The sequence below is a fragment of the Sphingopyxis granuli NBRC 100800 genome, assembly GCF_001591045.1.
Lineage (GTDB): Bacteria > Pseudomonadota > Alphaproteobacteria > Sphingomonadales > Sphingomonadaceae > Sphingopyxis > Sphingopyxis granuli.
The window spans coordinates 1-25,129 of the sequence record NZ_BCUA01000030.1 but is presented as its reverse complement, the minus strand read 5'-3'; the positions used below and the strand labels follow the sequence as shown (position 1 = coordinate 25,129).

Below are 25,129 nucleotides of genomic sequence, written 5' to 3'. Positions count from 1 at the left end.
GCCATGCGACGTTTCGAGGGCATGGTCGTCGCCATCACCGGCGCGGCATCGGGGATCGGCGAAGCGACGGCGCGTCGCTTCGCCGCCGAAGGCGCGATCCTCGCGCTCTGCGACCTCAGCGAGGATGCGCTCGCGCAGATGGTGACGCGCACCGGCATTGCCGAATCCGCCAGGACCCTGCGCGCGGTGGATGTCTCCGACATCGACGCGATCAGCAGCTTTATCGACGATGCGGCGCAATCGCTCGGCCGCCTCGACGTGCTGGTCAACAACGCGGGTATCGGCTGCTTCGGCCATGTCGACGAGATCACTGCCGAACAGTGGCGCCGGACGATGGCGGTCGACCTCGATGCCGTCTTCTTCGGCAGTCGGGCGGCCCTGCCCTATCTGCGCACCGCAGGGGGCTGCATCGTCAACACGGCTTCGATTTCCGGACTGTTCGCCGACCCGGGGCTCGCCGCCTATAATGTCGCCAAGGCGGGCGTCGTCAACCTGACGCGCAACATGGCGGTCGATCACGCCGGCGAAGGCATAAGGGTCAATTGCATCTGTCCCGGGGGTGTCGGAACCGCCATGCTGAAATCGCACCTTCGCGATGCCGCGATCATGGAGGATTATGAGCGGCTTGTTCCAATGGGCCGTGTCGGAACCGCCGACGAAATGGCGGCCGGCATAGCCTTTCTGGCATCGAGCGACGCCTCCTACATCACCGGAACGACGCTGACGATCGATGGCGGCGTGACGGCGCAGACCGGACAACCCAATTTCGATCGTCTCTACAGGCAGCGTGGATGGGACAAGAAGATACTGCGCAGCTGAACGAGCTCGCGGCCGGCCTGATCCTTCCCGAGGGACTCCGCTGGCATGATGACCGGCTGTGGTTTTCCGACATCGAAGCCAAGCGCGTGTGTTCGGTCGATCTCGAAGGAAAAATGAGAATCGAGCTGGAGCTCGACGACAATCCATCGGGGCTGGGCTGGCTGCCCGACAAAACCTTGCTCGTCGTGTCGATGCGACGGCAGCAAATCCTGGCCGTCGTCAAGGGACGGCCCGTTTTGCATGCCGACCTGACCGGGCTGGCCCTCGCGCATGCCAACGACATGATCGTCGACGCCCAGGGCCGCGCCTATGTGGGCTCGATGGGGTACGACATATGGGCGGGTGAACGCTTCAGGCCCGGCAATATCTGTGCCGTCCGGCCCGATGGATCCGCCTTTGTGGCGGCGGACGGCCTGGCTTTCCCGAACGGCATGGCGATCGACAGCGACCGATCGCTGATTGTCGCAGAAAGCGTCGCGGGGAAGCTGACGGCATTCGACATCGCTGCCGATGGCGACCTTCGGTCGAGGCGAATCTGGGCAACGATGGACGGCGAGACGCCGGACGGGATCGCGATCGAGGAAACAGGAGCGCTCTGGGTCGCTGGAGCTTCTTCGGGAAGCGCCATCCGTTGCATCCGGAACCGTGGCGCCATTCAGCGGATTTCCTTGCCGGCCGGATGCACCGCCTATTCCGTCGCCATTGGCGGCCCAAAGAAGACCATACTTTTTATCGGCTGTTCTTCGCCATTCTCTTCTCATGCATCGTCCCGAATGACGACGCGTCCGGGAACGATAAAATGGATCGATCTGACTATCGGATCAAAGTGATGCCGCCTCTCGGAATCCTCGCTCCAAATGCCGTCGGCTGAAAAACCAGCTCAAGGGGCGTGACGGCTTCTTATCGGCTGGAAGACCGAAGCCTGGCTTCAAGCACCGATGGATCAGGAACCGGAGCGAGCATCGCTCGCGCATAAGTTCACCCTGCGCGTTTCCCTTCGCGCCGGAAAAAGCTATCCTTCGTCCGGAACGACAAGGGGGCGACATGGGACAGAGCCGCGCGCGCGAGACGATGCGGACGACCGCGCAGATCATTCGCGCCTATAGCGGTCCGGCGCTGTTCAGCTTCGGCTTCCGCCCCTTTTTCCTGCTCGCCGGGGTCTTTGCCGCGCTTGCGGTGCCCCTGTGGATCGCTGTGCTGTCGGGAGGTGGTCCGCTGGCGGGCGCGGTCACACGCGACTGGCACGTCCACGAGATGCTGTTCGGCTATACCGCCGCGGTCATCGCCGGCTACATGATCATCGCCGGGCCGAACTGGACCGGACGCTATCCGGTCGCGGGGGCGCCGGTCGCGGCGCTTGCCGCGCTGTGGCTCGCCGGGCGCGCGGCGATGCTGCTGGCGGAGCCCGGGAACGGCGTGGCGATCACAATCGACGCCGCCTTCCTGCCGGTCTTCGCGGCGGCGCTGTGGCGCGAGCAGATCGCCGCGCGCAACGGCAAGGGGCTGGTGCCGTGCCTCGTCGTGACCGCGCTCGCGCTTGCCAATATCGCCTTCCACCTCCGCTTCGCATGGCCCGCGGCGGGGCCGGTGGCGGAGCGGCTGGCGCTGGGCATGATCGCGCTGCTGATCGCCGTGATGGGTGGGCGGCTGGTACCCAGCTTCACGCGCAACTGGCTGGCCCAGCGCAAGGCGCCGCGCGAACCCGCGCCGCACGGCCGCCTCGACCGGGCAGCGACATGGCTGACCGCGGGCGCCCTGCTGGCATGGCTCGCGCTTCCCGACGCGCCGATGACGAGCCTACTCCTCGCCGCCGCCGGCATCGGCACGGGATTGCGCCTCGCGCGGTGGCGCGGCTGGGAAACGTGGCGCGAGCCGCTGGTCTGGGGGCTTCATCTCGCCTATCTATGGCTCGCGGTCGGCTTCGTGCTGCTGGGCGCCGCGATCGGCTTTCCGCAGCATGTTCCCGCGACCAGTGCGATCCACGCGCTGACCGCCGGCGCGATCGGCGCGATGACGCTGGCGATGATGGCGCGCACCACGCTCAGCCACACCGGGCGCGCCCGCACGGGCGGCGCAGCGGCGGCGGCCGCGCTGCTGCTCGTCCACGCGGCCGCGCTGGTGCGCGTTGCCGCGCCCCTTGCGGCCGACCTGTACGCCGACCTGCTGATGCTCTCCGCGCTGCTGTGGAGCGGCGCCTTCGGCCTCTTCACCTGGGCCTACGGCCCGATGCTTATGATGCGCCGGGCCGGATGAGCGCGCAGCGGGCCTCCTTCCTCGCCGGTTGACGCGAGCGGCCGACTGTCCCTAACCGGGGGCCGGCTTTCGAGAGATGGCGAGAAGACTATTGGACACGGATCGACGATGGATCCTGCTGACGCGGGTGGTCGTGGTTTTGCACCGGCTGCTGGAGCGCTTTGCCCAGGGGGCGGAGCTGACCATCGCCCAATATCGATTCCTGCTGACGCTGAAGCGCGAGCCGCGCCGCGCCAGCGTCCTCGCCTCCATGTCCGGCATCGGCCGGCCCGCCGCCTCCGCGCTGGTCACCGGGCTCGCGAAGCGCGGCATGATCGAACGCTATACCGACCCCGACGACGGCCGCGCGGAAATGCTGCGCCTCACCGACGCCGGGCTGGCGGAATATGCGGCCTTCGAGCGCGCGCTCGCCCGCGACCTCTCCGCCTATCTGGCGATCGACGAGCCCGAAGGCCTGCTCGACCGGATCGAGGAGCTCGCCCACGTCATCGACCGCAACCGGACGCCCACCCTGCGGGATTGACAGCCCTGCTTCGCAAAGTTAGTTCGTTTGACGAACCAATTACAAGGGTGGAGAGAGCAATGACCTCACAGCTTTGCGACATGCTCGGCATCGAGTTTCCGCTGCTGGCGTTCAGCCATTGCCGCGACGTCGTCGCGGCGGTGAGCCGCGCGGGCGGTTTCGGCGTCTTCGGCGCGACCGCGCATACCCCCGAAACGGTGCGCGAAGAGCTCAAGTGGATCGACGATCATGTCGACGGCAAGCCCTATGGCATCGACGTGCTGGTGCCGGAGAATATGGCGACGCGGGGCGAAGGCAGCGTGACCGCCGCCGCGCTGGAGGCGCGGATTCCCGAAGCGCATCGCCACTTTGCCGAACGCCTGCTCGCCGATGCCGACGTGCCGCCGCCCGCCGAGCCGGTCAGCCGGAACCGCGCCCAGCCCTTCGACCCCGAAACGGCGCTGCGGACGCTGGAGGCCGCCTTCGAGCATCCGATCCGGCTGATCGCCAACGCGCTGGGCGTGCCGCCGCCGGAGATGATCGCGATGGGCAAGCAGCACGGCGTTCCCGTGGCGGCACTGGTCGGCGCGCGCGAACATGCGATCCGGCAGGTCGAGGCCGGCGTCGACATCATCGTCGCGCAGGGGACCGAGGCCGGGGGCCATTGCGGCGAGGTCAGCACGCTCGTCCTGGTGCCCGAGGTCATCAAGGCGATCCGGCCGATCCGCGAGGTGCCGGTGCTCGCCGCGGGGGGCATCATGACGGGGCAGCAGATGGCCGCCTGCATGGCGATGGGCGCGGCGGGCGCCTGGACCGGATCGGTGTGGCTCGCGACGCCCGAGAGCGAGACCTCTCCGGTGTTCCGCGAGAAGATGATCGCCGCCAGCAGCCGCGACGCGGTGCGCGTGCGCAGCCGCACGGGCAAGCCCGCGCGCCAGCTGAAGTCGACGTGGACCGAGAATTGGGAGAAGAGCCCGGACAGCCCCGGCGCGCTGCCGATGCCGCTGATGAGCCTGATCAGCGAAAAGTCGCTGCGCGCCGCCGACCGCGCGGCCGAGGCGGGCAACGGCAAGGCGCGCGACATGGTGACCTATTTCGTCGGACAGGGCGTCGGGCTCGTCGACTCGGTGCGCGGCGCCGGCGCGGTGGTGCAGGATTTCAAGGAAGAGTATCTCGAAGCCGTCGAGCGGATGAACAGCCTGCTCGCCGATTAGGATCAGCACATCCACAGGGGAGAGCGCGGTGTTCAATTTCGGCGACATGCTTGACATCGTCGAGCGCAACCTGCCCCCCGACGCGCCGCTGTGCCTGCACGGCGACCGGCGGATCGACTGGGGCGAAGCCGGCCGCCTCTCCAACAATCTGGCGCGCAGCCTGCGCGAGGGCGGGCTGAAGGCCGGCGATTCGCTTGCCATCTACCTGCGGAACGGGCCCGAATATATCCTCGGCCTGGCCGCCGCCTTCAAGGCGCGGCTGGCGGCGGTCAACGTCAACTATCGCTATACCGACGCCGAGCTTCGCTACCTGCTGAACGACAGCGACGCGCGCGCGGTCGTCTATGCCGCGGAGTTCCGCGACCATGTCGAGGCGATCCGCGCCGACCTGCCGCTGGTGACGCGCTGGATCGAGGTGACGGACGGCGCCCCAGCACCCGGCTTTGCAGAGGATTTCGCAGTCCTGACGCAAAGCGGAGACGGCGCGCCGCTGGACATCGAGCGATCGCCGAACGACATCCTCTTCATCTATACCGGCGGCACGACCGGCATGCCGAAGGGCGTGATGTGGGAACATGGCGAGCTGCGCGAGATATTGGTGAGCGCGGCGCGCGCGCTACAACCGGTTCCCGACACCCCCGACGAGCTTGCGGCGTCGATCCGCGAGCTGGGGCCGGGCCCCCGCATCCTGCCGGCCTGCCCCCTGATGCACGGCACCGGCCTGTTGCCCGCCATCGCGACGATGGTCGCGGGCGGCAGCATCGTCACGCTGACGCACCGTAGCTTCGACGCGCGCGAGGCGATCGAGGCGATCGAGCGGCATCGCCCGCAAGCGCTGGTGATCGTCGGCGACAGCTTTGGCCGGCCGCTGCTCGCCGAGCTGGAGAGCGGCGCGCAGGCGCACGACCTCGGCAGCGTGCTGTCGGTCACCTCATCGGGCGTGATGTGGAGCGCGGACATCAAGCGCGGGCTGTTGCGGCACATGCCGGACGCGGTGCTCAACGACGTGCTCTCCTCCTCCGAAGCGCTGGGTCTCGGCGCGTCGGTGATGACGCGCGACTGCGAGGTGAAGACCGCGAGCTTCACGCTCGGCGAGCGCTGCCGCGTCTTCGACGAAACCGACCGCCCCGTCCTCGCGGGCTCGGGGGGCGTCGGGCGGCTCGCACTCGGCCCGCCCAACCCGCTCGGCTATTACAAGGACGCGGAGAAATCGGCCGCGACCTTCCGCGTCATCGACGGCGTGCGCTATTGCATCCCCGGCGACTGGGTGCGCGTCGAGGCCGACGGATCGCTGACCTTCCTGGGCCGCGGCAGCGGCTGCATCAACACCGGCGGCGAGAAGGTCTTCGCAGAAGAGGTCGAAGAGGCGCTGAAACGGCACGACAGCATCAGCGACGCGCTGGTCGTCGGCGTGCCCGATCCGACATGGGGGCAGGCGATCGTCGGCGTCGTGACGTTGCACGCCGATGCCGCGTTCGACGCCGAAGCGCTGCGCGATCATGTCCGTGCGCAGCTCGCCGGATACAAGGTGCCGAAACGGCTGCTGGTCGCCGACCGGCCGCTGCGCGCGGCCAATGGCAAGGCCGACTACGGCGCCGCCCGCGCCATCGCAGAAGGAGCGACCGCCCGATGACCGACGCGACGATGAATCAGGAGGAACGGACCGCGCTGCGCGACACGGTGCGCCGCCTGTTCGCGGACCAGTGCACCGAAAGCGACGTGCGCCGCATCATGGAGAGCGACAGCGGCCACGACCCCGCGCTGTGGCGCAGCCTTGCCGAGCTTGGGATTGCGGGGCTGCTGGTCGCGGCCGACGCGGGCGGATCGCAGCTTTCCGCCGTCGAACTGGAACTGGTGATGGAGGAAGCGGGCGCGGCGCTCGCGCCCGTGCCGCTGATTTCAACCGCCATGGCATCGGTGCTGCTCGACGGCGAACTGGCCGAAGCGCTGGCGGCAGGGCGGACGATCGCGGCGGTCGCGCTGCTCGGCGCGCTCGACTGGACGGGCGACAGCAACGTGCGGATCGAGGGCGGCCGGGCACAGGGCACGGCGCGCTTCGTTCCCGATGCCGGTATCGCCGATATCTTCCTCCTCGCCAGCGACGAGGGCGTCCATCTCGTCGAGCGGGCGAGCGCCGGGATCACGCCACTGCCCACCTTCGACCGCACCCGCCGCATGGCCGACGTCCGCTTCGACGGCGCCGCGACGCGCATCGGCGACGGTGCCGCGGCCCGGCGCGCGCGCGACATCGGGCTGGTCGCGCTGGCGGGCGAACAGACCGGCGGGGCGCGGCGCATTTTCGACATCACCGTCGATTACGCCCGCGAGCGCCACCAGTTCGGCCGCGCGATCGGCAGCTTTCAGGCGATCAAGCATATGGCGGCCGACCTGCTGCTGGAGGCCGAAAGCGCGACGAGCGCGGCGCGCGACGCGGCGCGGCAAGTGGCGGAGGGCGCGGTGGGCAAGGATGCGGCGGTCGCGCTCGCCGCCTTCGCCTGCGCCGATGCCTTCCTGCGCTGTGCGAAGGACGGCATCCAGATGCACGGCGGCATCGCCTTCACCTGGGACCATCCTGCGCATCTCTACCTGCGCCGCGCGCGGTCGGGGGTGCAGTTGTTCGGAGACAGCAACATCTGGCGCGACCGCTATGTTGCGGCGCTGGACGCGATGCAGAAGGAGATGGCGGCATGACCGACGCGGACTTGCAGGCCGAGGTCGAGGCATGGCTGGCCGCCAACTGGCGCGGCGCGCCGCCGCGCGAGGAAAGTTTCGGGCGCGACCCGCGCGCCGAATGGCTGGCGCAGGTCCGCGACGCGGGCTGGGCCGTCCCGCGCTGGCCGCGCGACTGGTACGGCCGCGAACTGTCGGCCGAGCAGGCGAAGATCGTCGAGCGCGCCTTCACCGCGGCCGGGGCCCCCGGCGCCGGACAGGACCGCAGCAACCTGTGGGCCAACACCGCGCTCGCCCACGCGACCGACAGTTTCAAGCGCGTGATCGTGCCGCAGCTGCTGGCGGGCGAAGTCGGCATGTGCCTGCTCTATTCGGAACCGGGCGCGGGCAGCGACCTCGCCGCGATCCGCACGCGCGCCGAGAAGGTCGAGGGCGGCTGGCGCGTGACGGGGCAGAAAATCTGGACCTCCGGCGCGATGATCGCCGATTATGGCATGCTGATCGCCCGCACCGACTGGGACGTGCCCAAACATCGCGGCATCAGCTTCTTCTTCCTGCCGATGCGACAGGAAGGCGTCGAGGTGCGGCCGCTGCGCCAGATCACCGACGAATCGCATTTCAACGAGGTGTTCATCACCGACGCCTTCGTCCCCGACGAAAATCTGCTGGGGCCGCTGAACGGCGGCTGGGGTGTGCTCCAGACCGCGCTCGCCTATGAACGGTCGGTGATGGGCGACATGGCGCGCGGCGCGCGGTCGGGCGCCGCCGGGGCGAAGGGCGATCATGCCATGCTCGAACTGGCGCGCGAGGCCGGGAAGCTGGACGATCCGGTGGTACGGCAGGACGTCGCGCAGGTGATCGCATGGCGCGTCCTCAACAAGCTCAACACCCAGCGCGCGAAGGCGGAGCTGGCGCAGGGCACGTCGTCGTCGATCATGTCGCTCGGCAAGCTCGCAATGAGCCGCATCCTGCACGAGGAAGGCCGCCTGCGCACCGAATTGCTCGGTCCCGAAAGCCTGCTCGAAGGCCCCGATCACCCGCGCGCCGAGGATGCGAATTTCCTGTCGCTCAACGCCTATTTCACCTCGATCGGCGGCGGCACCGACCAGATCCAGCGCAACATCATCGGCGAGCGCGTGCTGGGGCTGCCGAAGGAGCCCGAGATCGACCGCACCATTCCGTTCCGCGAGGTGCGGGCAGGCTAGGTCACGCCGGGCGGGACGGGGCGACGAGGCGAGCAAAATCACGCGCTGCTTTTTCGAACGGCATCGCCATCCGGGGCGGACGTCTCTTGACATCGGGCGCGGCGGCGCATCCAGAGGATGCGGGACCCTGTTCAGCAAAAGGATTTTTCATGCGACATATCGCCTTTCTGCCCCTGGCGGCGCTGATGCTTTCTGCCGGCGCGGCCATGGCGGCGCCCGCCCCGAAGCCCGAGGCGGTTCTGAAGAGCAAGGCCTATGACGCCGCGGTCCGGATTCTCGATCGCGACCACGACCGCATGGTCGCGGAGATCATCGCGCTGACCGAGATTCCGGCGCCGCCCTTCAAGGAAGCGGCGCGCGCGGCCGCCTATCGCGAGATGCTGCGCGATGCGGGGCTGACCGACATCGAAACCGATGACGAAGGCAATGTCATGGGCGTCTATCGCGGCACCGGCCCGGCGGGTGGACCCGTGGTGATGATCGCGGCGCATCTCGACACGGTGTTTCCGGAAGGTACGCCGATCAAGGTCCGCCGCGAAGGCACGCGCCTCCACGCCCCCGGCATCGGCGACGACACGCGCAGCCTGGCGGTGCTGCTCGCCTATGCGCGTGCGATGAAGGAAAGCGGCATCAAGGTGCGCCGCGACATCGTCTTCGTCGGCAATGTCGGAGAGGAAGGGCCGGGCGACCTGCGCGGCGTCCGCTACATGATGGCGAAGGGCAAGTACAAGGACCGGATCGAATCCTTCTTCTCGATGGACGGGACCGATCCGTCGCGCTTCGTCAACGGCGGCGTCGGATCGAAACGCTATCGCATCACCTACAAGGGGCCGGGCGGGCACAGCTTCGGCGCCTTCGGCCTCGTCAACCCGATGGTGGCGATGAGCCAGACGGTTCTCGATCTCTATCGGATTCCGGTGCCCGCGACGCCCAAGACCACCTATTCCGCCAGCGTCACCGGCGGCGGCACTTCGGTCAATTCGATCCCGAACGAGGTCTATATGGACTTCGACATGCGGTCGGAAAGCCCGGAGGAACTCGCCAAGGTGGAGAAGGCCTTCCTCGCGATCGTCGACAAGAGCGTCGAAGGCGAAAATGCCGCGCGCTCGACCCGCGAAGGCCCGATCACCACCGACATCAAGCTGATCGGCGACCGGCCGGCCGGGCAGACGCCCCTGACCGCGCCGATCGCGCGCACCGCGGAGGCGATCATCCGCGCGAAAGGGTTGACCCCGCGCGCAAGCTTTTCATCAACCGATTCCAACATCCCGATGAGCCTGGGCATCCCGGCGATCACCATCGGGTCGGGCGGCGAAGCCGGACGCGGGCACTCGCTCGACGAGTGGATCGACGTCGAAAAGACCAAGAGCCTCGACGGGGCCAGCGTCGGTCTCGGCATCCTGCTCGCGACGGCGGGGCTGCAATAAGCGGCGGCGACAGACCGGCGTTGCCATAACCGTCATTGCGAGCGAAGCGAAGCAATCCAGAGTGGCGTAAACCGCCCTGGATTGCTTCGCTTCGCTCGCAATGACGATATCAGGTTAAGTCAAAGCAGCTCCGCCCGCGGCGATCAGGCGGAGACCGGAAAGGTCGGCCAGAAGCCGCTGATCGCCTCGCCGTCGAACAGCGCGATGTCGCCGAATTGCAGGAACACCGCTTCGCTCTGGTTGGGGCGGAAGAAGACATGATCGTCGGGCTTCAGCGCGACCCGCGTCGACCCGGTCAGCATCTCCTGATTGCTCGACCGGCCGTACAGGTCGCTGAACTGCAACCCCGGCGGCGACACCGGTGTCGCGAGCCAGTGGCCGCCATAGATGAAGAAGGCGCGCGCGGCATTCGGGTCCATGAAGGTCAGCGGGCCGGTGAGCCACTCGTTGCCCGGCAGTTCCATGCGGCCCGCCTTGATCACGGGCGTCGCGATGAAGCTGGCGGGGACATGCCGCGCAAGCGACGCGAGGTCGAAATCGACCGGCTTGACGAACGCCGACCCCACCGACACCTCGTTCGCGACCGTGCCCTGCGCGTGGCGCGCATAGGTCGGGCTGCCGGCGCCGTTGAGCGTCAGCGTCGCCGGATCGACGCCCAGCTTGTCGCGCAGCACGCCGATCGCGGTGCGATAGAGCTTTTGCGAGGCGGCGTAGGCCGCGTCGGGATCGCTCATCTTCGGCACATGCGCGTCATAGCCCATCAGGCCGCCGACCGCGACGTGCGAAAAGGTGCGCGCAAGCTCGACCGCCTCGGCCAGCGTCCGGCCGTCGGCGAAGCCGCCGCGATGCAGGCCGACGTCGATTTCCATATTGGCGCGCAGCTTCGCCCCGCGCGCCGCCGCGATCTCCGCATATTGCCGCAGCCGCGCGGGCGTATCGATCAGCCACTGGACACGGCCCGCCGCTTCCGCGCCCGCCCGGTCGACGAATTCGGCATATTCCATCGCGGGCAGCGGCTTGCCGAGCAGCAGGTCGGCATCGGCGCGCCCCGCCATGCTGTCGAGCATCGCGCCGTTGAAGACCATGAAGCGGTTGGTGGCGAGGCCGCGCGCGACATGGTCGATCAGGCCGGTCGCGGGGAGCGACTTGACGACGACGCGCAGCGGCAGTCCGGCGGGTTTCAGCGTCGCGCGCGCCGCGGCGATGTTGCGGTCGAGCCGCTGCTGGTCGACGACCAGCACCGGATGCGCGATCCCCGCCTTGCGCAGCGCCGCCGACAGCGCGAGGAAATAGCGGTCGTGAGCGCCACCATGGTCGCCCTTGCGCGACGCCAGCACCGCCGCGCCGCCGAGCACGACTGCGCCGCCGCCGACAATCGCCGCCCGGCGCGTCCAGCGCCTCGTCCGTCCAGCCTCAGCCATCGAGGAAGATTCCCTTCAGATAGTCGTTGAGCATCCGCCCCTCGGGGTCGAGCGCGCGGCGCACCTCGCCCGCTTCCTTCCAGCGCGGATAGAGCAGCGCGAGGTCGCGCGCCTTCAGGCTGTGCAGCTTGCCCCAGTGCGGGCGGCCGCCGTGGCGACGGAAGATCGGCTCGACGATGCTGAAGAAGAAATCATGCTCCTCGCGATAATAGGCGTGGACGGCGATCGACCCGCTCTCGCGGCCGTAGAAGGGAGAGAGCCATGCGTCGTCGGCGGCGATCACGCGCACCTCGATCGGGAAGAAGACGTCCTTGCGGTGTGTCTCTATCGCGGTCAGCACCTCGCGCAGCGCCGGGACCTGCGCCTCGATCGGCAGGTGATATTCGATCTCGTTGAACCGCACCGGCCGTTCGTTGGAGAGCAGTTTCCATCCCTCGTCGACGACCTCCTCGGGCGGGATCTTCGCCAGTTCCTCGGCGGCCAGCTTGCGCCGCAGCGACGGGGCGAACTCGAACCAGTCGCGAAGCTGCTTCAGCCCCATCAGCGTTTCGGTGTCGGCGTCGGGACCGCGCGGCTTGACCGGCCTGTCGGTGACGTCGTTGGAGATCACCACCGAATGGCCGGTGAAGGGCAGGACATAGAATTCGACGTTGCGGTGCCGCTGGCGCAGCGCCGGCCAATCCTCCAGCACCTCTTCGGTGGGGCGCACCTCGGTGCGCTTGAGGATGCGGTTGAGCGGCTGGTTCTGGAGCGTGACCTGCGTCACGACGCCGAAGGCGCCGAGGCCGACGCGCGCGGCGTTGAACACCTCCGGGCGGGTGACGGCATCGCAGTCGATGACCTCGCCCGTCGGGGTCGCGATCCGCATCGCGACGACCGATCCATGCATCGCCTGGATGCCGCGCCCGGTGCCGTGCGTTCCGGTGCCGATCGCCCCCGCGATCGACTGCTTGTTGATGTCGGGCAGGTTGACCATCTCCTGCCCCACCGCGGCGAGCGCGGGGCCCAGGTCGGCGAGCCGGGTGCCGCCGCGCACCGTCGCGCGATTGGTCGCGGCGTCATGACTGACCAGCCCCGCCATGCCGTCGAGGGTCAGCAGCGTGCCGTCGGTCGGCACCAGCGCGGTGAAGCTGTGCCCCGACCCGACCGGACGCACCGGTGCGGGGGCGCGGGTCAGGATGGAAAGCAGCTCCTCCTCGCTTTTCGGCGCGCCGCGCTTTTCAGGATAGCTGTGCGCGATCCCCGACCAGTTGCTCCACAGCAGGCGGCCTTCGGCATTCTGCGCCGCGAGCGATGCCGGCTCGCGGTCGCGCAGCCAGTTGCGTCCGGCCAGACCGCCGACGCCGACCGCGCCCGCTCCGATGACGCCGCCGCCGACCAGCAGCGCGCGCCGCGTTACCTTACCCATCAATCCCTCCCCGCCATGAACCGAATGAGCGCCGTATAGTCGTCGGGCGAGCAGGCGAAGCATTGTCCGCCCGCCGGCATGCCGTTCAGCCCGCGAATCGTGCTTTCCAGCAACGCCGCCTCGCCCTTTGCCCAGCGCGCGTCCCACTGCGTGCGGTCGCCGGTCAGCGGCGCGCCGGTGTCCGGAACCGTGTGGCACGACTTGCACGCCTGCTCGTAAAGCCCGGCGAGGCGCACGCCGGCGGGCTTCAGCGCCGCGCTCTGCTCGGGCGTCAGCGGCTTCGCCGGCGGCGGCTCCGACTGGCAGGCCGCCAGCAGGAGCACCACCGGGACCAACAGCAGCCTGCGCATCAATATTTGACCCGGAACTCGACGCCGAAGCTCCGGGGCTGTCCCTGGAACTGCTCGACGAACCCGAAATCGGCGAGGTCCACGGCGAAATTGATATATTTCTTCCGCGTCAGGTTCCGCCCGAAAAGCGCCGCTTCCCAGCGCCCGTCCTCGTCCTTGACCGCGATACGGCCGCCGAGCAGCCAATAGCCCTTCTGCTTCAGCAGCGGATTGTTGTCGGTCGAGAAAAACTGGCTGCTGCGATAAGATGCCGACGGCTGGAGCGCGAGCGCGACGGCGTTCGACAGCGGGATCTCGTAATTGGCGACGCCGCTGAAATTGACCTTGGGCGACAGCGCCAGCCGATTGCCCGAATAGTCGGTCCCGGCGCTGACGAAATCCTTGATCTCGGTATCGAGCAGGCCGAGGTTGAGCGTGATGTCGAGCCGGTCGACGGGCCGCGCGATCATCTCGAACTCGGCGCCATAGATGGTCGCATTCGCCGCATTGGCAAGCAGCGAAACCGGGATCGCGCCGGTGTTGATCAGCGTGTAGAGCTGAAGATCCTTGTAATCATAATAGAAGGCCGCGGCGTTGAAGCGCAGGCGCCGGTCGAGCAGCGTCGATTTCAGCCCGATTTCATAGGCGGTGAGCGTTTCCTCGTTGAACGGCTTCGCCTGTTCCTCCGCCTCGACGGGATCGAAGCTCAGATAGCCGCCGTTGAAGCCGCCGCTCTTGAAGCCGGTCGAGATGGTGGCATAGGCCATGACGTCGTCGGTTATGTCATAGTCGAGGCCGACCTTGAACGAGACATTGTCGAACGACTTGCGATTGTCGAACGCATAGAGCGGCAGGATGCCGCCGGGGACGGGCGCGGTCACGATATTGCCATCCTCGTCCGAGAAGGTCATGATCTCGTCCTCGAACTGCGCCGCGGCGCGGAAGCGCTTGCGCTCGTAATTGTAGCGGCCGCCGACGGTCGCACGCAGCGACGGCGCCAGCTCGATCTCGGCCTGGCCGAAGATAGCGGCGGCCTCGGTCGTCTGGCGGTTGAGCGTGCGCGAGAAGAGCACCGGCGCGCCGCCGGTCGTCAGGCCTTCCGGATCGGCGCCGCCGTCGGGGGTCAGCACGCGCAGGTCGCGGAACAGGTCGCCCGTCTGATCCTGCTTCAGCACCTCGTGCAGATAATAGCCGCCCGCGACCCAGGTGACGCTGCCGGTCGATCCCGACAGGCGCAGTTCCTGGGTGACGGTCTTCGACCGCACGCCATAAGTGAGGTGGAGCAGCGCGGCGGGGCTGGCGTCCGAATCCTCCTGGTGCAGCTTGTCGTCGAAATCATAGGCGGAGATCGAGGTCAGCGTCACGTCGCCCAGATCCCAGTTGAGCCGTACCGCGGTGCCCCAGCTCTTCGATTTCAGCCGGTCGCTGCGGTCGTAATTGCCGTCGTAGAAGCCTTCGGGGCTGACATAGCCGAGGACGTTGCCGCACTGGTTCGCCATGATCGCGTCGGCGGCGCAGGGCGTCGTGAAGCCGGTGTCGGGATCGAGCAGGCCGAGGCTGCGGAATTGCGGCGAGCGCACGTCGACGCGGCCGCCGTGGACGTTGACCAGCGCGTCGAAATTGTCGGTGACGTCGACCGCGAGCTGGCCGCGCAGCGCGAAGCTGCCCTGCCCGTTCTCGCGCCGGCCGGTCAGCAGGTTGTGGATATAGCCGTTCGCATGGGTGCCGGTGCCCGCGATGCGGAAGCGGACGCTGTCCGAGATCGGACCGCCGATCGCGGCCTCGCCGGTGATGGTGTCGAACGAACCATAGGAAAGCGACGCCTGCGCCTGAAAATCGCGGCTCGGCTTCGCCGCGATGAAGTTGATCGCGCCGCCGGTCGCGTTGCGGCCGTACAGCGTGCCCTGCGGCCCCTTGAGCACCTCGACGCGCTCGAGATCGAAAAGCTGGAAGGTCTGCGCGCTCGGCGAGCTGATATAGACTTCGTCCATATAGACGCCGTTCGGGCCCGAGTTGTTGCGGTTGGTATCGCTGAGCCCGACGCCGCGAATATAGATGAGCGGCTGGTTGCCCGCGCCGCCCGGAAGCCCGATCTCGAGGTTTGGCACCACCCCGGCGATGTCGGAACTCGACTGGATGCCAAGGTCGGCCAGCGCGTCGCCGGCAAAGGCGGTGACCGCAACGGGAACGTCCTGAAGATTCTGCTCGCGCCGCTGCGCGGTGACGACGATGTCGCCGATGCCTTCGTCGGCGGGCACCGCGTCCTGCGCTGATGCGATCGCCGGAACGACCAGCGCGCAACCCGTCAGCATCAACAACGCACGACGCCCCGTCTTACCCTGAAAACCCATCGAATTCCTCCCGAGAACGACAATGTAGTTATCGCTATATTATAGCAATCGCTATAATGGGTCAATATTCACGGTGCGCAGGTCGATACGGTTGTCTCCTGGAGTGGCGGCTTTGCCGTGCGGACGATTTGGCGCGCGCGGGCGAACGGGTTATGGGTCGGTCAACCCTCGGGTCAGGACCCAGGCCGATGCGGCCGCGCAGGGAGCGATGGAGATACGGGGAGCAATGGCGATACCAAGGCAGGACGCGGCCGGACGGCCCCGCCGATCGACGCGCGAGCGGCTGCTCGACACGGCGGGCGAGTTGCTGGCCGAGGTCGGGATGGACCGCATCTCGACCAATTTGATCTGCGAGCGCGCCGGGCTCACGCCGCCGGCGCTTTATTATTACTTCGCCGACAAGTTCGAGGTGATCGTCGCGCTCGGCGAGCGCCTGATGGATCGCCAGAATGCGGCGCTGGTCCGCTGGCTCGACCGCTACGCGAGCGCGGGCATTCACGCCTATGCCGAGAATAACGAGGAACTGCTCCGCGAGACGGCGGAGATCACCGAGGCCGAACCGGGGGGCGTCTGGATCGAACGCGCGCTGCATTCGAGCCCACGGCTCGAACATGTCCGCATCAAATCGCACCGCTATGTCACCGACCGGCTGACCGACGGCTTCCAGCCGTTCCTGCCCGACCGAACCCGCGACGAAGTCTGGCTGCGCATGCGCATGCTCGTCGAGTTCGGCTATGTCGCGACCGAATTGCTCCACGCCGAAAGCGGAATCGCGCGCGACGCCATCCTCGCCGAAACGGCGCGGATGCAGAGGCTCGTCATTCTCGACCTCGTCGACTGATCCCCGCCGGCCTCAGTTGGTCCAATAGACATAATCCTGCCCGTCGCGCCACGGCGCGTCGAGCGGCACGTCGATCCGCACCGGCCCTTCGATCAGCCCCGGCCAGATCGGCTTCGCCATGTCCCTGTTCTGCTGCGCGATCATCGCGGCAAGCTGCGCGACGCGCTGCGGCTCGCGCGCCGACAGGTCGTGCCGTTCGGTCGGGTCGGCGGCCAGATTGTAGAGGCGCGCCTTTTCGGGGCGCTTCGTCACCTGCAGCTTCCAGTCGCCCATGCGCACCGCGCGATAGGCGCCCGACCGCCAATACATCGCCTGCCGCTTCGCCGGCCCGGCCAGGATATCCTCGCTGTCGATGATGCGGTCGGACGGCAGCTTCGCCCCCGCGGCCGCGGCGATGGTCGCGAAGAGGTCGAGATGCCCCGTCATGTCGGCGCGCGTCGATCCCGGCGCGATATGCCCCGGCCAGCGCATGAACAGCGGCGTGCGGATGCCTCCCTCGAAGAAGGTCGCCTTCCACCCGCGATAGGGCGCGTTGAGCCGCGGGATGCCGTTGTACCAGGCGCCGCCATTGTCGCTGGTGAAGATGACGAGCGTGTTGTCGTCGATCCCCTGTTTCTTCAGCGCCGCCATCACGTCGCCGATGCGCCGGTCGAGCTGCGCGATCATCGCGCCATAGACGCGCGTCTTGTGGTCCTTGATCTGCGGCAGCTTCGCATAGTCCGCCTTCGTCGCCTGCAACGGCGTGTGCGGCGCATTGAAGGCGAGATAGAGGAAGAAGGGCCGGTTGCGGTTCGCCGCGATCGCCTTTTCGGCCTCGGCGGCGAAATAATCGGTCATATGCCCGTTGGGATGAAAGCGCTTGCTGCCGTTGAAGGTCACGGCGTGGCGCAGATTGGCCCAGATGAACCGATCGATCGGGTCCCACGGCAGCTTGGCGTTGACCGTATCGGGGTCGTCGTCGGGCAGGAACTTCGCCCCACCGGCCAGGATCGCGAGGCTTTCGTCGAAGCCCTGCGCCTGCGGCTGCAGCGCGGGCGATTCGCCCAGATGCCACTTGCCGATATGGATGGTGTGATAGCCCGCCGCCTTCACCGCCTCGGCGATCGTCACCTCGCCCGACGGAACGCCCATGTCCGGATAGTCGGGAATATCGTCGGTGATCAGATCCTTGTGGAATATCGCCTTCAGCGGCCCGACGCCGTCGCCATGCGCGAGGTTTTCCGCGAAAGCGGTGGGAACGGCGGTGAATTCGAAGCCGAACCGCGTCGGATAGCGCCCGGTCATCATCGCGGCGCGCGACGGCGAACAGGTCGCGTTGGCGGCATAGGCGGTGGTGAAATTCAACCCCTCGCGCGCGATCGCGTCGATGTTCGGCGTCCGGACGATCCCGCCCGCGACCCCGCCGCCGTTGAGGCTGATGTCGTTGAAACCCATGTCGTCGGCGACGATCAGGATGATGTTGGGGGGCCGCTCGCCTGCCGGCGGCGCCTCCGGCCCCTGCTGCCACGACACCGCGCGATTGGGCTGCACCGGGTCCCGCCAGTCCTGGATCAGCCCCGGTAGGCGGAACTTGTTCGCCTCGAACGCCCAATAACCGCCCGCCCCCGCCAGCGCGAGCACGCCGAGCGCCACCCATCTCTTTCGCATCCTGCCCTCCCCACCTATCCGAATGTCAGAACCGCGATGTGGCCGAAGGCCGCCGCGAGCGCGAGCGCCAGCCCGACGGTGACGCGCGGGCTGGCGCAAAAGCCGATCTGGCGCTGTGTCGGGAAGGAAAAGGTCGATTCGATCCCCAGCGTCTTGTTCGGATGCGCGGCGCGGAAAGCGGGGTCTGCCGCCATGCGGACCAGATCGCGGCGACTGCGATAGCGCATCGTGCCGACGAGCGACCAGCCGGGATCGGCGGGCGTATTCCACGCGTCAATATAGCCGCCGACCTTGCGCCCGACGAACAGCGGATGACCGCCGCGCGCGATCAGGCCGCGCACGAACGGCCGCGAATAGCGGCGCAGCCACTCGCTGCCCTCGCGCGCCGTGCCGCTCGCCGGGTCGGTGACGAGGCCGGGCCGGGTTCGCACGAGGTTGACCATCACGAATTCGCGGCCGTCGTCGGCTTCCAGAAAGGCGCGCAGCCGCTCGGCATCGTTGCCGGTTTCCGCCATGCGCGGCCCCAGCGTCGCGAGGAAAGCCTCGATCTCCTCGCCGCGCAGCGGGCGGCGGATACCGTCGTAGAACAGCAGGAAGGCAAGCCAGAGGAGCAGCGCGCCCGCCCAGATCGCCGCCAGCGCCGTCTCCGGTCCGGTCATCGCCTCTCCCCTCTCTTCGGTTGCCCCGAAACAATTGACACTCTATGTGTCATTATATTCATGGCGACGCAAGACGGTTCGGCGTCACCCATTGACCCCGGCGGCAAGCTGGGCCAGCGGAGGCGGCATGGCGACGCGAACGAAGAAGCGGGAGACGAAGGCGGCGCGGCCGGAGCGCATCGACGGGCGGCGCGAGCGCAGCCGGTCGAGCCACAAGCGCATCGTCGAGGCGATGATGGAACTGATCGCCGGCGGCGACCTGATGCCGAGCGCGGCGCGTGTCGCCGAGGAAGCGGGGATCGGGCTGCGCACCGTGTTCCGCCATTTCGACGACATGGATTCGCTCTACAGCGAGATTTCGGCGACCGTTGCCGAGCGCGTGATGCCGATCGTCACCGCGCCTTATCGCGGCGAGGACTGGCGGGCGCATGTCCGCGATCTGGTCCGGCGCCGGGTGCGGGTGTTCGAGACGATGCTGCCCTTCCGCCTCGCCGCGAACATCAAGCGCTATCAGTCGCCGTTCCTGATGGCCGAATATGGCCGGGTGATCACCGTCGAGCGCGAACTGGTGCTCCGTCTGCTGCCCGACGCCGTCGCCGCCGACCGGATCGCGAGCGAGGCGCTGTGCGCCGCGCTGTCGTTCCAGACCTGGCGCGCGATGCGCCACGACCAGGGCCTGCCCGCCGAGGAGGCGGGAACGGTGATGGCGCATATGGTCGAGGCGCTGCTCGCCGCCGCTCCCGCGGGAGAAAACCGGTGATCGGCCGCGCCGCGCTGCTGTCGCTCGGCGCGCTGGCCGTGCTCGCCGCCTGCGGCAAGCCGAAAGCGGAACAACTCGCCGAGGCGCAGCCGCCCGAATGTCCTGCGATGCCTGCGGCCGATTACGTCTGGATTCCCGGCGCCACCTTCACGATGGGCGCCGACGCGACGCTGCCCGAGGAGGCGCCGGCGCGCACCGTGACGGTCAAGGGCTTCTGGATGGCGACGCACGAAGTCACCAACGCCGAATTCGCCGAATTCGTGAAGGCCACCGGCTACAAGACGCTGGCCGAGAAGGACCCGCCCAGGCTGCCCGGCGCGCCGCCCGAAATGCTGGTTCCCGGTTCGGCGGTGTTCGCGGCGCCGACCGACGGCAACCCCAATTGGTGGCGCTGGGTGGTCGGGGCCGAGTGGCGCCATCCCGAAGGGCCGAAGACGGGCATCGCCGATCGCGACCGCGACCCGGTGGTGCAGGTCGGCTACGACGATGCCCTCGCCTATGCGCGCTGGAGGGGCAAGGCGCTGCCGAGCGAGGAGCAATGGGAACTGGCGGCGGCGACGGGCGGCGCACCGCGCGACGTGCCGGTCGATGCCGACGGCCGGCCGCTCGCCAACTATTATCAGGGGGTGTTTCCGGTCCGCGATCTCGGCACCGACGGTTTCAGGGGCCGGGCGCCAGTCGCCTGCTTTCCCGCCGACAGCCACGGGGTCCACGACCTGATCGGCAATGTCTGGGAATGGACGACCAGCGCTCTCGACACCGACCGCCCCGATCCCGACCGCAATGTGATCAAGGGCGGCAGTTTCCTGTGCGCGGCCAATTATTGCGCGCGCTACCGCCCCGCGGCGCGCCAGTTTCAGGAACGCTCGCTAGGCACCGATCACATCGGCTTTCGCCTGATCGACACGACGCGCCCGCCGCCGCCGGACCAGCAGCCAGCCCAGCGCTGAGAAAGCGACGAGCGCGCCCCCGAGCACCAGTGCCGCCTGGATCGCGCGCTTGCGCCCCTGCTTGCGCCACGCATAGAGGTTGATCTGATCGTCGGCGGTGTAGCCCGCCGGCATTTCGAGCACCCCGTTCGCCTTGGCGAAGGCCGCGTAATCGGCGCGCATCGCGGCGAAGCGGTCGGGCATCGTCCGCGACAGGTCGCGCGTCTCGCCGGGGTCGGTGCGGATGTCGAACAATTGCCAGCGCCCGTTGCCGGTCGGCGGCAGGTTGCGCACCAGCTTGTAATCGCCGCGGAAGAGGGCGGCATTGCCCGACAGTTCATAGCCGATCGGCGTGTCGCCATGGACACTGCCCGCCGCGCCGGCGAGCACCGGAACCAGGCTGCGTCCGGCCAGCGGTTCGACCCGCCGGCCTTCCCATGTCCCGCCATGCGCCGGGACGCCGGCGAGTTCGGTCAGCGTCGGCACGATGTCGGTGACGTGCGCCAGCCCGTCGCTGATCGCGCCCCCACGGACCTGCGGATGGCCGGGCCAAGCGATGATGAGCGGCACGCGCAGCCCCCCCTCGGTCGCACTGAACTTGTAGCCCGACAGCGGCGACGCCGCCGCGCTCGCCCAGCCGGGACCGATGGCGGCAAAGCTGTGCCGACGGCCGATGTTCGCGATCGACGTGTCATATTCCATCCCCAGGAACAGCCGGTTGCGCAGCCGGTTATAGGGATCGAGCGGTTCGGGTCCGTTGTCCGACAGGAAGACGAAGATCGTGTTGTCGTAATCGCCGCTCGCCTTCAGATGCGCGACGAGGCGACCGATCTCGCGGTCCATCGCGGTCGCCATGCCGGCATAGGCCTGCATCGTGCGCGTCGCCGCCCTGCGCTCGTCGGCGTCGAGCGCCTTCCAGTCGCGGGTGGTCGCCATCGTCACCATCGGCGCGCCCGCGGGCACGATGCCGAGTGCGGCGGCACGCCGGGCCCGCGCCTCGCGCAGCGCCGTCCAGCCGTCGCGATACAGACCCGCATAGCGCGCGATGTCGCTGTCGGGCGCCTGCACCGGGATATGGTTGGCCAGGAAGTTGACCGAGGCGAGGAAGGGCTTGCCGCTCACGCGGTCGGCCTCGATATAATCGATCATCGTCTGCACGACGAAACGCGACGAATAATAATCCTTGGGCAGCTTGCCGGGCTTGCCGTTGTCGGTCCAGTTCGCCTTGTCGTACATTCCCTCGATCGGGCGCTGGTCGAAATTGTCGGCGCCCGCATCGGCGAGACTGAAGGCGCGGTCGTACCCGCGTGCCTCGGGCAGCCGCGTCGCGTCGCTGCCCAAATGCCATTTGCCGGTCAGGTACGTGCGATAGCCCGCCGCCTTCAGCATCTGCGCGATGGTGACGACGCTGTGATTCATCACCGTGTCGTATCCGGGCTTGCCGCGATGCGCGTCGGGGATCGTCTCGGGCATATTGCCGAGCCCGGCGCGGTGATTCATCACCCCGGTCTGGAGCATCGCGCGCGTCGGCGAACAGGAGCCCGCGGCATGGAAGTTGGAAAAGCGCACCCCCGCCTTCGCGAGCGCATCGATGTTCGGCGTCGCATAGCCGGCGCCGAACGATCCGACGTCCGAAAAGCCCCAGTCGTCGGCGAGCAGGATGACGATATTGGGATGGCGCGGCGGTGCCGGGGCACGCTGCGCCGCAGCCGGCACCGCCGCGAGCAGGGCGCCGGCAGCCAAAAGTCCGGCGCGGCGAACGACGGCCATGCGGTCCGGCCCCCCGCCGGTTTCCACGCGCACAGCCATCGCTCCCTCCCTGCTGTTATATTGGCACTATCCATGCCAATATATCGACGCATGCGCAAGGGGGCGTCGCAAGATGGAGGTGCAGATGGAGCGACGTGGGTTAGGGCTAGCGGAGATTCGGTTTCCGCACGCTTATCCTCCCGTCGTCATGCTGAACTTGTTTCAGCATCCATGGCCCGGCCTTCCCTACTGCGCTGCCTTCTATTCAAGGGCAGACCGCGGACCCTGAAACAAGTTCAGGGTGACAAAACATAGAGAGCAAACGCGTTACTTCCATTCCGGACGGGGAAAGTCGGTAATTCAGCCGACGATTTCTATGCCTCGCGCCACCGCGCCGGCAGCGTGATCTCGCATATCAGGCCGCCGGGTTCCCAGCGACGCTCGATCGTGCCGCCCAGATTGTTGCGCACGCTGCGTTCCATAAGCAGCGTGCCGAAGCTCGTCCGTTCGGGCGGGGCGACGGCGCCCACGCCGCCCGATTCGGTCCAGGTCAGGCGCAGCAGGCGCGGGTCGGCGTCCTCGTCGTCCTGCGTCCATTCGATATCGACGCGGCCCTTTTCGGCCGACAGCGCGCCATGTTTTGCGGCGTTCGTCGCCAGTTCGTTGAACAGCAGCGCCATCGCCACCAGCGCATTTTCGGGGAGAAGCAGATCGGGTCCGGACCAGCGGATGCGCGGAAAGGATGCCTCTACCTCGCGCAGCAGCGCATGCATCGACCCGGTCATGAAATTGGCGCCCAGCAGCACATTCTGCGCCCGGTTGAGCGCGTCGAGCCGGCTGCTGATCCGGTCGACATAATCGTCGACGTCGCGCGCCGACTGGCGCGTCAGCGAGATGATCGCCCCGACCGTCGCGAACAGGTTCCGCATCCGGTGATGAAGCTCGCGCATCAGCAGGTTGGCGTTTTCCTGCCGGCTTTTCTGTTCGGTGATGTCGACGCTGATCCCGGTCAGCATCGCATCGTCCGCCCGCACGTCCCAGTCGCCGCGCGCCGCGATCCAGCGCACCCCGCGCTCGGGATGGCAGATACGATATTCGGTCGCATAGGGATCGCCGGTGTCGATCGATTCGTCGAGAACGCGGCGCGCCGCCGCGCGGTCGTCGGGATGGACCCGGGCGAAGAATCCCTCGCCGGTCGACAGCGCGGTCTGGAAATCGGCCCCCCACAGCTCGGCGGTCGCGCCGCGCCAGCGCAGCTGGTCGGTGCGCGCATCGAGCTGCCAGGTGGCAATGCACGAGAAATCGAGCGCGCGTTCGAGCATGCGGCGCGCCGCGTCGCGCTCGGCGGCGGTGCGGCGCAGTTCGGCCTCGGCCATGATGATCGCCGCGAAATCGCGCAGCCGGCCGAGCAAACGCGCGTCGAGCGCAGGGCGCGGCTTGCGGTCGATGATGCACAGCGTTCCAAGCGCGACCCCGTTATGGGCCAGCAAGGGCACACCGGCATAGAAGCGGATGCCGGGCTCGCCGGTGACGAGCGGATCGTCGCGGAAGCGCGGGTCGAGCGCCGCGTCGGGAACAATCAGCGCCTGCTGGTCGGCGACGACATGACGGCAGAAGCCGATGTCGCTCGGGATTTCGGCGAGGTCGAGCCCGTGCGCCGACTTGAACCATTGCCGGCGGTCGTCGAGCAGCGAGACCAGCGCGATCGGCGCGTCGAACAGGTCGGCGACCAGCTTCGTCACCCGGTCGAAAGCGGGGTCGGGGCCGCTATCGAGAATGTGATATTCGCGCAATGTGTCGAGCCGGCGACGTTCGTCGCGCACTGCCTCGCTGTCCCCACCGTCGGCCAATGCCTGTCCCTTGCTGCGATCCGGCGTGTCCGCGCCGTTTGTCACCCCGGGCCGCTTTGCCATGAATCCGGTTCCCAAATCAAAGCCTGGGGGTCCGAAATCGCAAAAAGGTCGCAAATTCACCCGCTTGCGCCGAACCCATGTCGCGTCCCGGCTATGTCTACGCATCGCGACGCGACAAGTTGCAGCGCGGCGCCATGCTTTTTTGCGCGCGAAAAGCGGAACCTGCGCGGGCGAGCCGCGTATGACTCGCTCAAAGAGGGAGCTTCCAACATGCCATTGGGCGAAGAAATCCGTGGGCACCTGCCCTTCCTGCGCCGCTATGCGCGCGCGCTCACCGGCAGCCAGTCGCATGGCGACCATTTCGTCCATACCTTGCTGGAAGTCATCGTCGCCGCGCCCGACGAAATCCGGTCGGGCCAGGGCATCCGCATCGACCTTTATCGCTGCTTCCACCGCATCTGGGAAAGCGCCTTCATCGAGGATGGCGAGGTCGACGGCGACGCCGCGGAGGACCCGCTCGTTCGCGCCGCCAATCGCCGCCTCGCGCGCATCACGCCGCTGGGGCGCCAGATTCTGCTGCTGACGGCGCTCGAGGGATTTTCGGTCGAAGAGGCGGCGATCGTCACCGGCACCGACGTCGCGACGGTCGAAAGCCTGCTCGACGAAGCGGTCGCCGACCTCGACCGCGAATCGCGCACCTCGGTCCTGATCATCGAGGACGAGCCGCTGATCGCGATGGAGCTGGAGCAGATCGTCCGCGACCTCGGCCATCGGGTCGCCGGGATCGCGACGACCCACGACGACGCCGTCGCGGCGTTCGAGCGCAGCGAGGCGGGGCTGGTGCTCGCCGACATCCAGCTTGCCGACGGGTCCTCGGGGATCGATGCGGTGCAGGACATATTGGCGATCGCGCCGGTTCCGGCGATCTTCATCACCGCCTTTCCCGAACGGCTGCTCACCGGCAACCGCATCGAACCGACCTTCCTGATCTCCAAGCCCTTCCGCGAGAATACGGTGCGCGCCGCGATCAGCCAGAGCCTACTCTTCACGCCGCAACTCGCGGCCTAAGGCGTGTGGGGATTCATCTTGCAA

At 67.8% G+C, this 25,129-nt stretch carries 21 protein-coding genes; 13 read left to right on the top strand and 8 right to left on the bottom strand.

What is annotated here, in order from left to right; genetic code table 11:
* Window positions 1–3: 3 nt before the first annotated feature.
* The 9 genes from budC to SGR02S_RS09070 all read left to right on the top strand — a co-directional run bounded on the left by budC (window position 4) and on the right by SGR02S_RS09070 (window position 10,090).
* On the top strand, window positions 4–819 hold the full coding sequence (gene budC, locus SGR02S_RS09110) for a meso-2,3-butanediol dehydrogenase (protein WP_067108272.1): 816 nt from the start codon (window positions 4–6) through the stop codon (window positions 817–819).
* A complete protein-coding gene (locus tag SGR02S_RS09105; RefSeq protein WP_067108269.1) occupies window positions 792–1,649 on the top strand; it encodes an SMP-30/gluconolactonase/LRE family protein in 858 nt (285 codons plus the stop codon). The genes budC and SGR02S_RS09105 overlap by 28 nt, the downstream gene beginning before the upstream one ends.
* A gap of 214 nt (window positions 1,650–1,863) precedes the next feature.
* Window positions 1,864–3,072 carry an NnrS family protein gene (locus SGR02S_RS09100; protein ID WP_218000124.1) on the top strand — a complete coding sequence of 403 codons (1,209 nt, stop codon included), beginning with the start codon at window positions 1,864–1,866 and terminating at the stop codon, window positions 3,070–3,072.
* 127 nt (window positions 3,073–3,199) lie between these two features.
* Window positions 3,200–3,595, top strand: coding sequence for a MarR family winged helix-turn-helix transcriptional regulator (locus tag SGR02S_RS09095; protein WP_169799663.1), 396 nt, complete (start codon window positions 3,200–3,202; stop codon window positions 3,593–3,595).
* 59 nt (window positions 3,596–3,654) lie between these two features.
* Window positions 3,655–4,788 (top strand): nitronate monooxygenase, encoded by a 1,134-nt coding sequence (locus SGR02S_RS09090; protein ID WP_067108263.1) that lies wholly within the window; start codon window positions 3,655–3,657, stop codon window positions 4,786–4,788.
* A 28-nt stretch (window positions 4,789–4,816) separates the two neighbouring features.
* Window positions 4,817–6,421, top strand: a complete 1,605-nt coding sequence (locus tag SGR02S_RS09085) for an AMP-binding protein (protein ID WP_255211431.1) — start codon at window positions 4,817–4,819, stop codon at window positions 6,419–6,421.
* Window positions 6,418–7,479 carry an acyl-CoA dehydrogenase family protein gene (locus tag SGR02S_RS09080; RefSeq protein WP_067108260.1) on the top strand — a complete coding sequence of 354 codons (1,062 nt, stop codon included), beginning with the start codon at window positions 6,418–6,420 and terminating at the stop codon, window positions 7,477–7,479. The genes SGR02S_RS09085 and SGR02S_RS09080 overlap by 4 nt, the downstream gene beginning before the upstream one ends.
* A complete protein-coding gene (locus SGR02S_RS09075; RefSeq protein ID WP_067108258.1) occupies window positions 7,476–8,663 on the top strand; it encodes an acyl-CoA dehydrogenase family protein in 1,188 nt (395 codons plus the stop codon). Before SGR02S_RS09080 ends, SGR02S_RS09075 begins: the two co-directional genes overlap by 4 nt.
* Window positions 8,664–8,812: 149 nt before the next feature.
* Entirely contained in the window at window positions 8,813–10,090 is a 1,278-nt protein-coding gene (locus tag SGR02S_RS09070) for a M20/M25/M40 family metallo-hydrolase (RefSeq protein WP_067108255.1), read from the top strand.
* 143 nt (window positions 10,091–10,233) lie between these two features.
* Here the strand turns inward: SGR02S_RS09070 and SGR02S_RS09065 are convergent, their stop codons facing one another.
* From SGR02S_RS09065 to SGR02S_RS09050, 4 genes are read right to left on the bottom strand one after another with little or no spacing between them, the layout of a single operon-like run.
* On the bottom strand, window positions 10,234–11,511 hold the full coding sequence (locus tag SGR02S_RS09065; protein WP_067108252.1) for an alanine racemase: 1,278 nt from the start codon (window positions 11,509–11,511) through the stop codon (window positions 10,234–10,236).
* Window positions 11,504–12,919, bottom strand: a complete 1,416-nt coding sequence (locus tag SGR02S_RS09060) for a D-arabinono-1,4-lactone oxidase (RefSeq protein ID WP_067108248.1) — start codon at window positions 12,917–12,919, stop codon at window positions 11,504–11,506. Before SGR02S_RS09060 ends, SGR02S_RS09065 begins: the two co-directional genes overlap by 8 nt.
* A complete protein-coding gene (locus SGR02S_RS09055; RefSeq protein ID WP_156483025.1) occupies window positions 12,919–13,269 on the bottom strand; it encodes a c-type cytochrome in 351 nt (116 codons plus the stop codon). Before SGR02S_RS09055 ends, SGR02S_RS09060 begins: the two co-directional genes overlap by 1 nt.
* On the bottom strand, window positions 13,269–15,599 hold the full coding sequence (locus SGR02S_RS09050) for a TonB-dependent receptor (protein WP_082797064.1): 2,331 nt from the start codon (window positions 15,597–15,599) through the stop codon (window positions 13,269–13,271). Before SGR02S_RS09050 ends, SGR02S_RS09055 begins: the two co-directional genes overlap by 1 nt.
* Window positions 15,600–15,825: 226 nt before the next feature.
* Here SGR02S_RS09050 and SGR02S_RS09045 point away from each other — a divergent pair, with 226 nt between their 5' ends.
* Window positions 15,826–16,440, top strand: coding sequence for a TetR/AcrR family transcriptional regulator (locus tag SGR02S_RS09045; RefSeq protein WP_067108239.1), 615 nt, complete (start codon window positions 15,826–15,828; stop codon window positions 16,438–16,440).
* 12 nt (window positions 16,441–16,452) lie between these two features.
* Here SGR02S_RS09045 and SGR02S_RS09040 read toward each other — a convergent pair whose 3' ends face one another.
* Entirely contained in the window at window positions 16,453–18,087 is a 1,635-nt protein-coding gene (locus tag SGR02S_RS09040) for a sulfatase-like hydrolase/transferase (protein ID WP_067108238.1), read from the bottom strand.
* A 14-nt stretch (window positions 18,088–18,101) separates the two neighbouring features.
* Window positions 18,102–18,746, bottom strand: a complete 645-nt coding sequence (locus tag SGR02S_RS09035; protein ID WP_067108237.1) for a hypothetical protein — start codon at window positions 18,744–18,746, stop codon at window positions 18,102–18,104.
* A 127-nt stretch (window positions 18,747–18,873) separates the two neighbouring features.
* On the opposite strand from SGR02S_RS09035, the gene SGR02S_RS09030 reads away from it, so the two are divergent.
* Both SGR02S_RS09030 and SGR02S_RS09025 read left to right on the top strand, forming a co-directional pair.
* On the top strand, window positions 18,874–19,506 hold the full coding sequence (locus SGR02S_RS09030) for a TetR/AcrR family transcriptional regulator (protein ID WP_067108236.1): 633 nt from the start codon (window positions 18,874–18,876) through the stop codon (window positions 19,504–19,506).
* Window positions 19,503–20,456 (top strand): formylglycine-generating enzyme family protein, encoded by a 954-nt coding sequence (locus SGR02S_RS09025; protein WP_067108235.1) that lies wholly within the window; start codon window positions 19,503–19,505, stop codon window positions 20,454–20,456. Before SGR02S_RS09030 ends, SGR02S_RS09025 begins: the two co-directional genes overlap by 4 nt.
* Here the strand turns inward: SGR02S_RS09025 and SGR02S_RS09020 are convergent.
* On the bottom strand, window positions 20,376–22,244 hold the full coding sequence (locus SGR02S_RS09020) for an arylsulfatase (RefSeq protein WP_255211430.1): 1,869 nt from the start codon (window positions 22,242–22,244) through the stop codon (window positions 20,376–20,378). The two genes, SGR02S_RS09025 and SGR02S_RS09020, sit on opposite strands and share 81 nt — an antisense overlap.
* A gap of 314 nt (window positions 22,245–22,558) precedes the next feature.
* The gene (locus tag SGR02S_RS09015; RefSeq protein ID WP_082797062.1) at window positions 22,559–24,097 is read right to left on the bottom strand and encodes a sensor histidine kinase; all 1,539 of its coding nucleotides are present in this window, start codon (window positions 24,095–24,097) and stop codon (window positions 22,559–22,561) included.
* A 210-nt stretch (window positions 24,098–24,307) separates the two neighbouring features.
* Here SGR02S_RS09015 and SGR02S_RS09010 point away from each other — a divergent pair, with 210 nt between their 5' ends.
* Window positions 24,308–25,105 (top strand): response regulator, encoded by a 798-nt coding sequence (locus SGR02S_RS09010; RefSeq protein WP_067108234.1) that lies wholly within the window; start codon window positions 24,308–24,310, stop codon window positions 25,103–25,105.
* Window positions 25,106–25,129 lie beyond the last annotated feature (24 nt).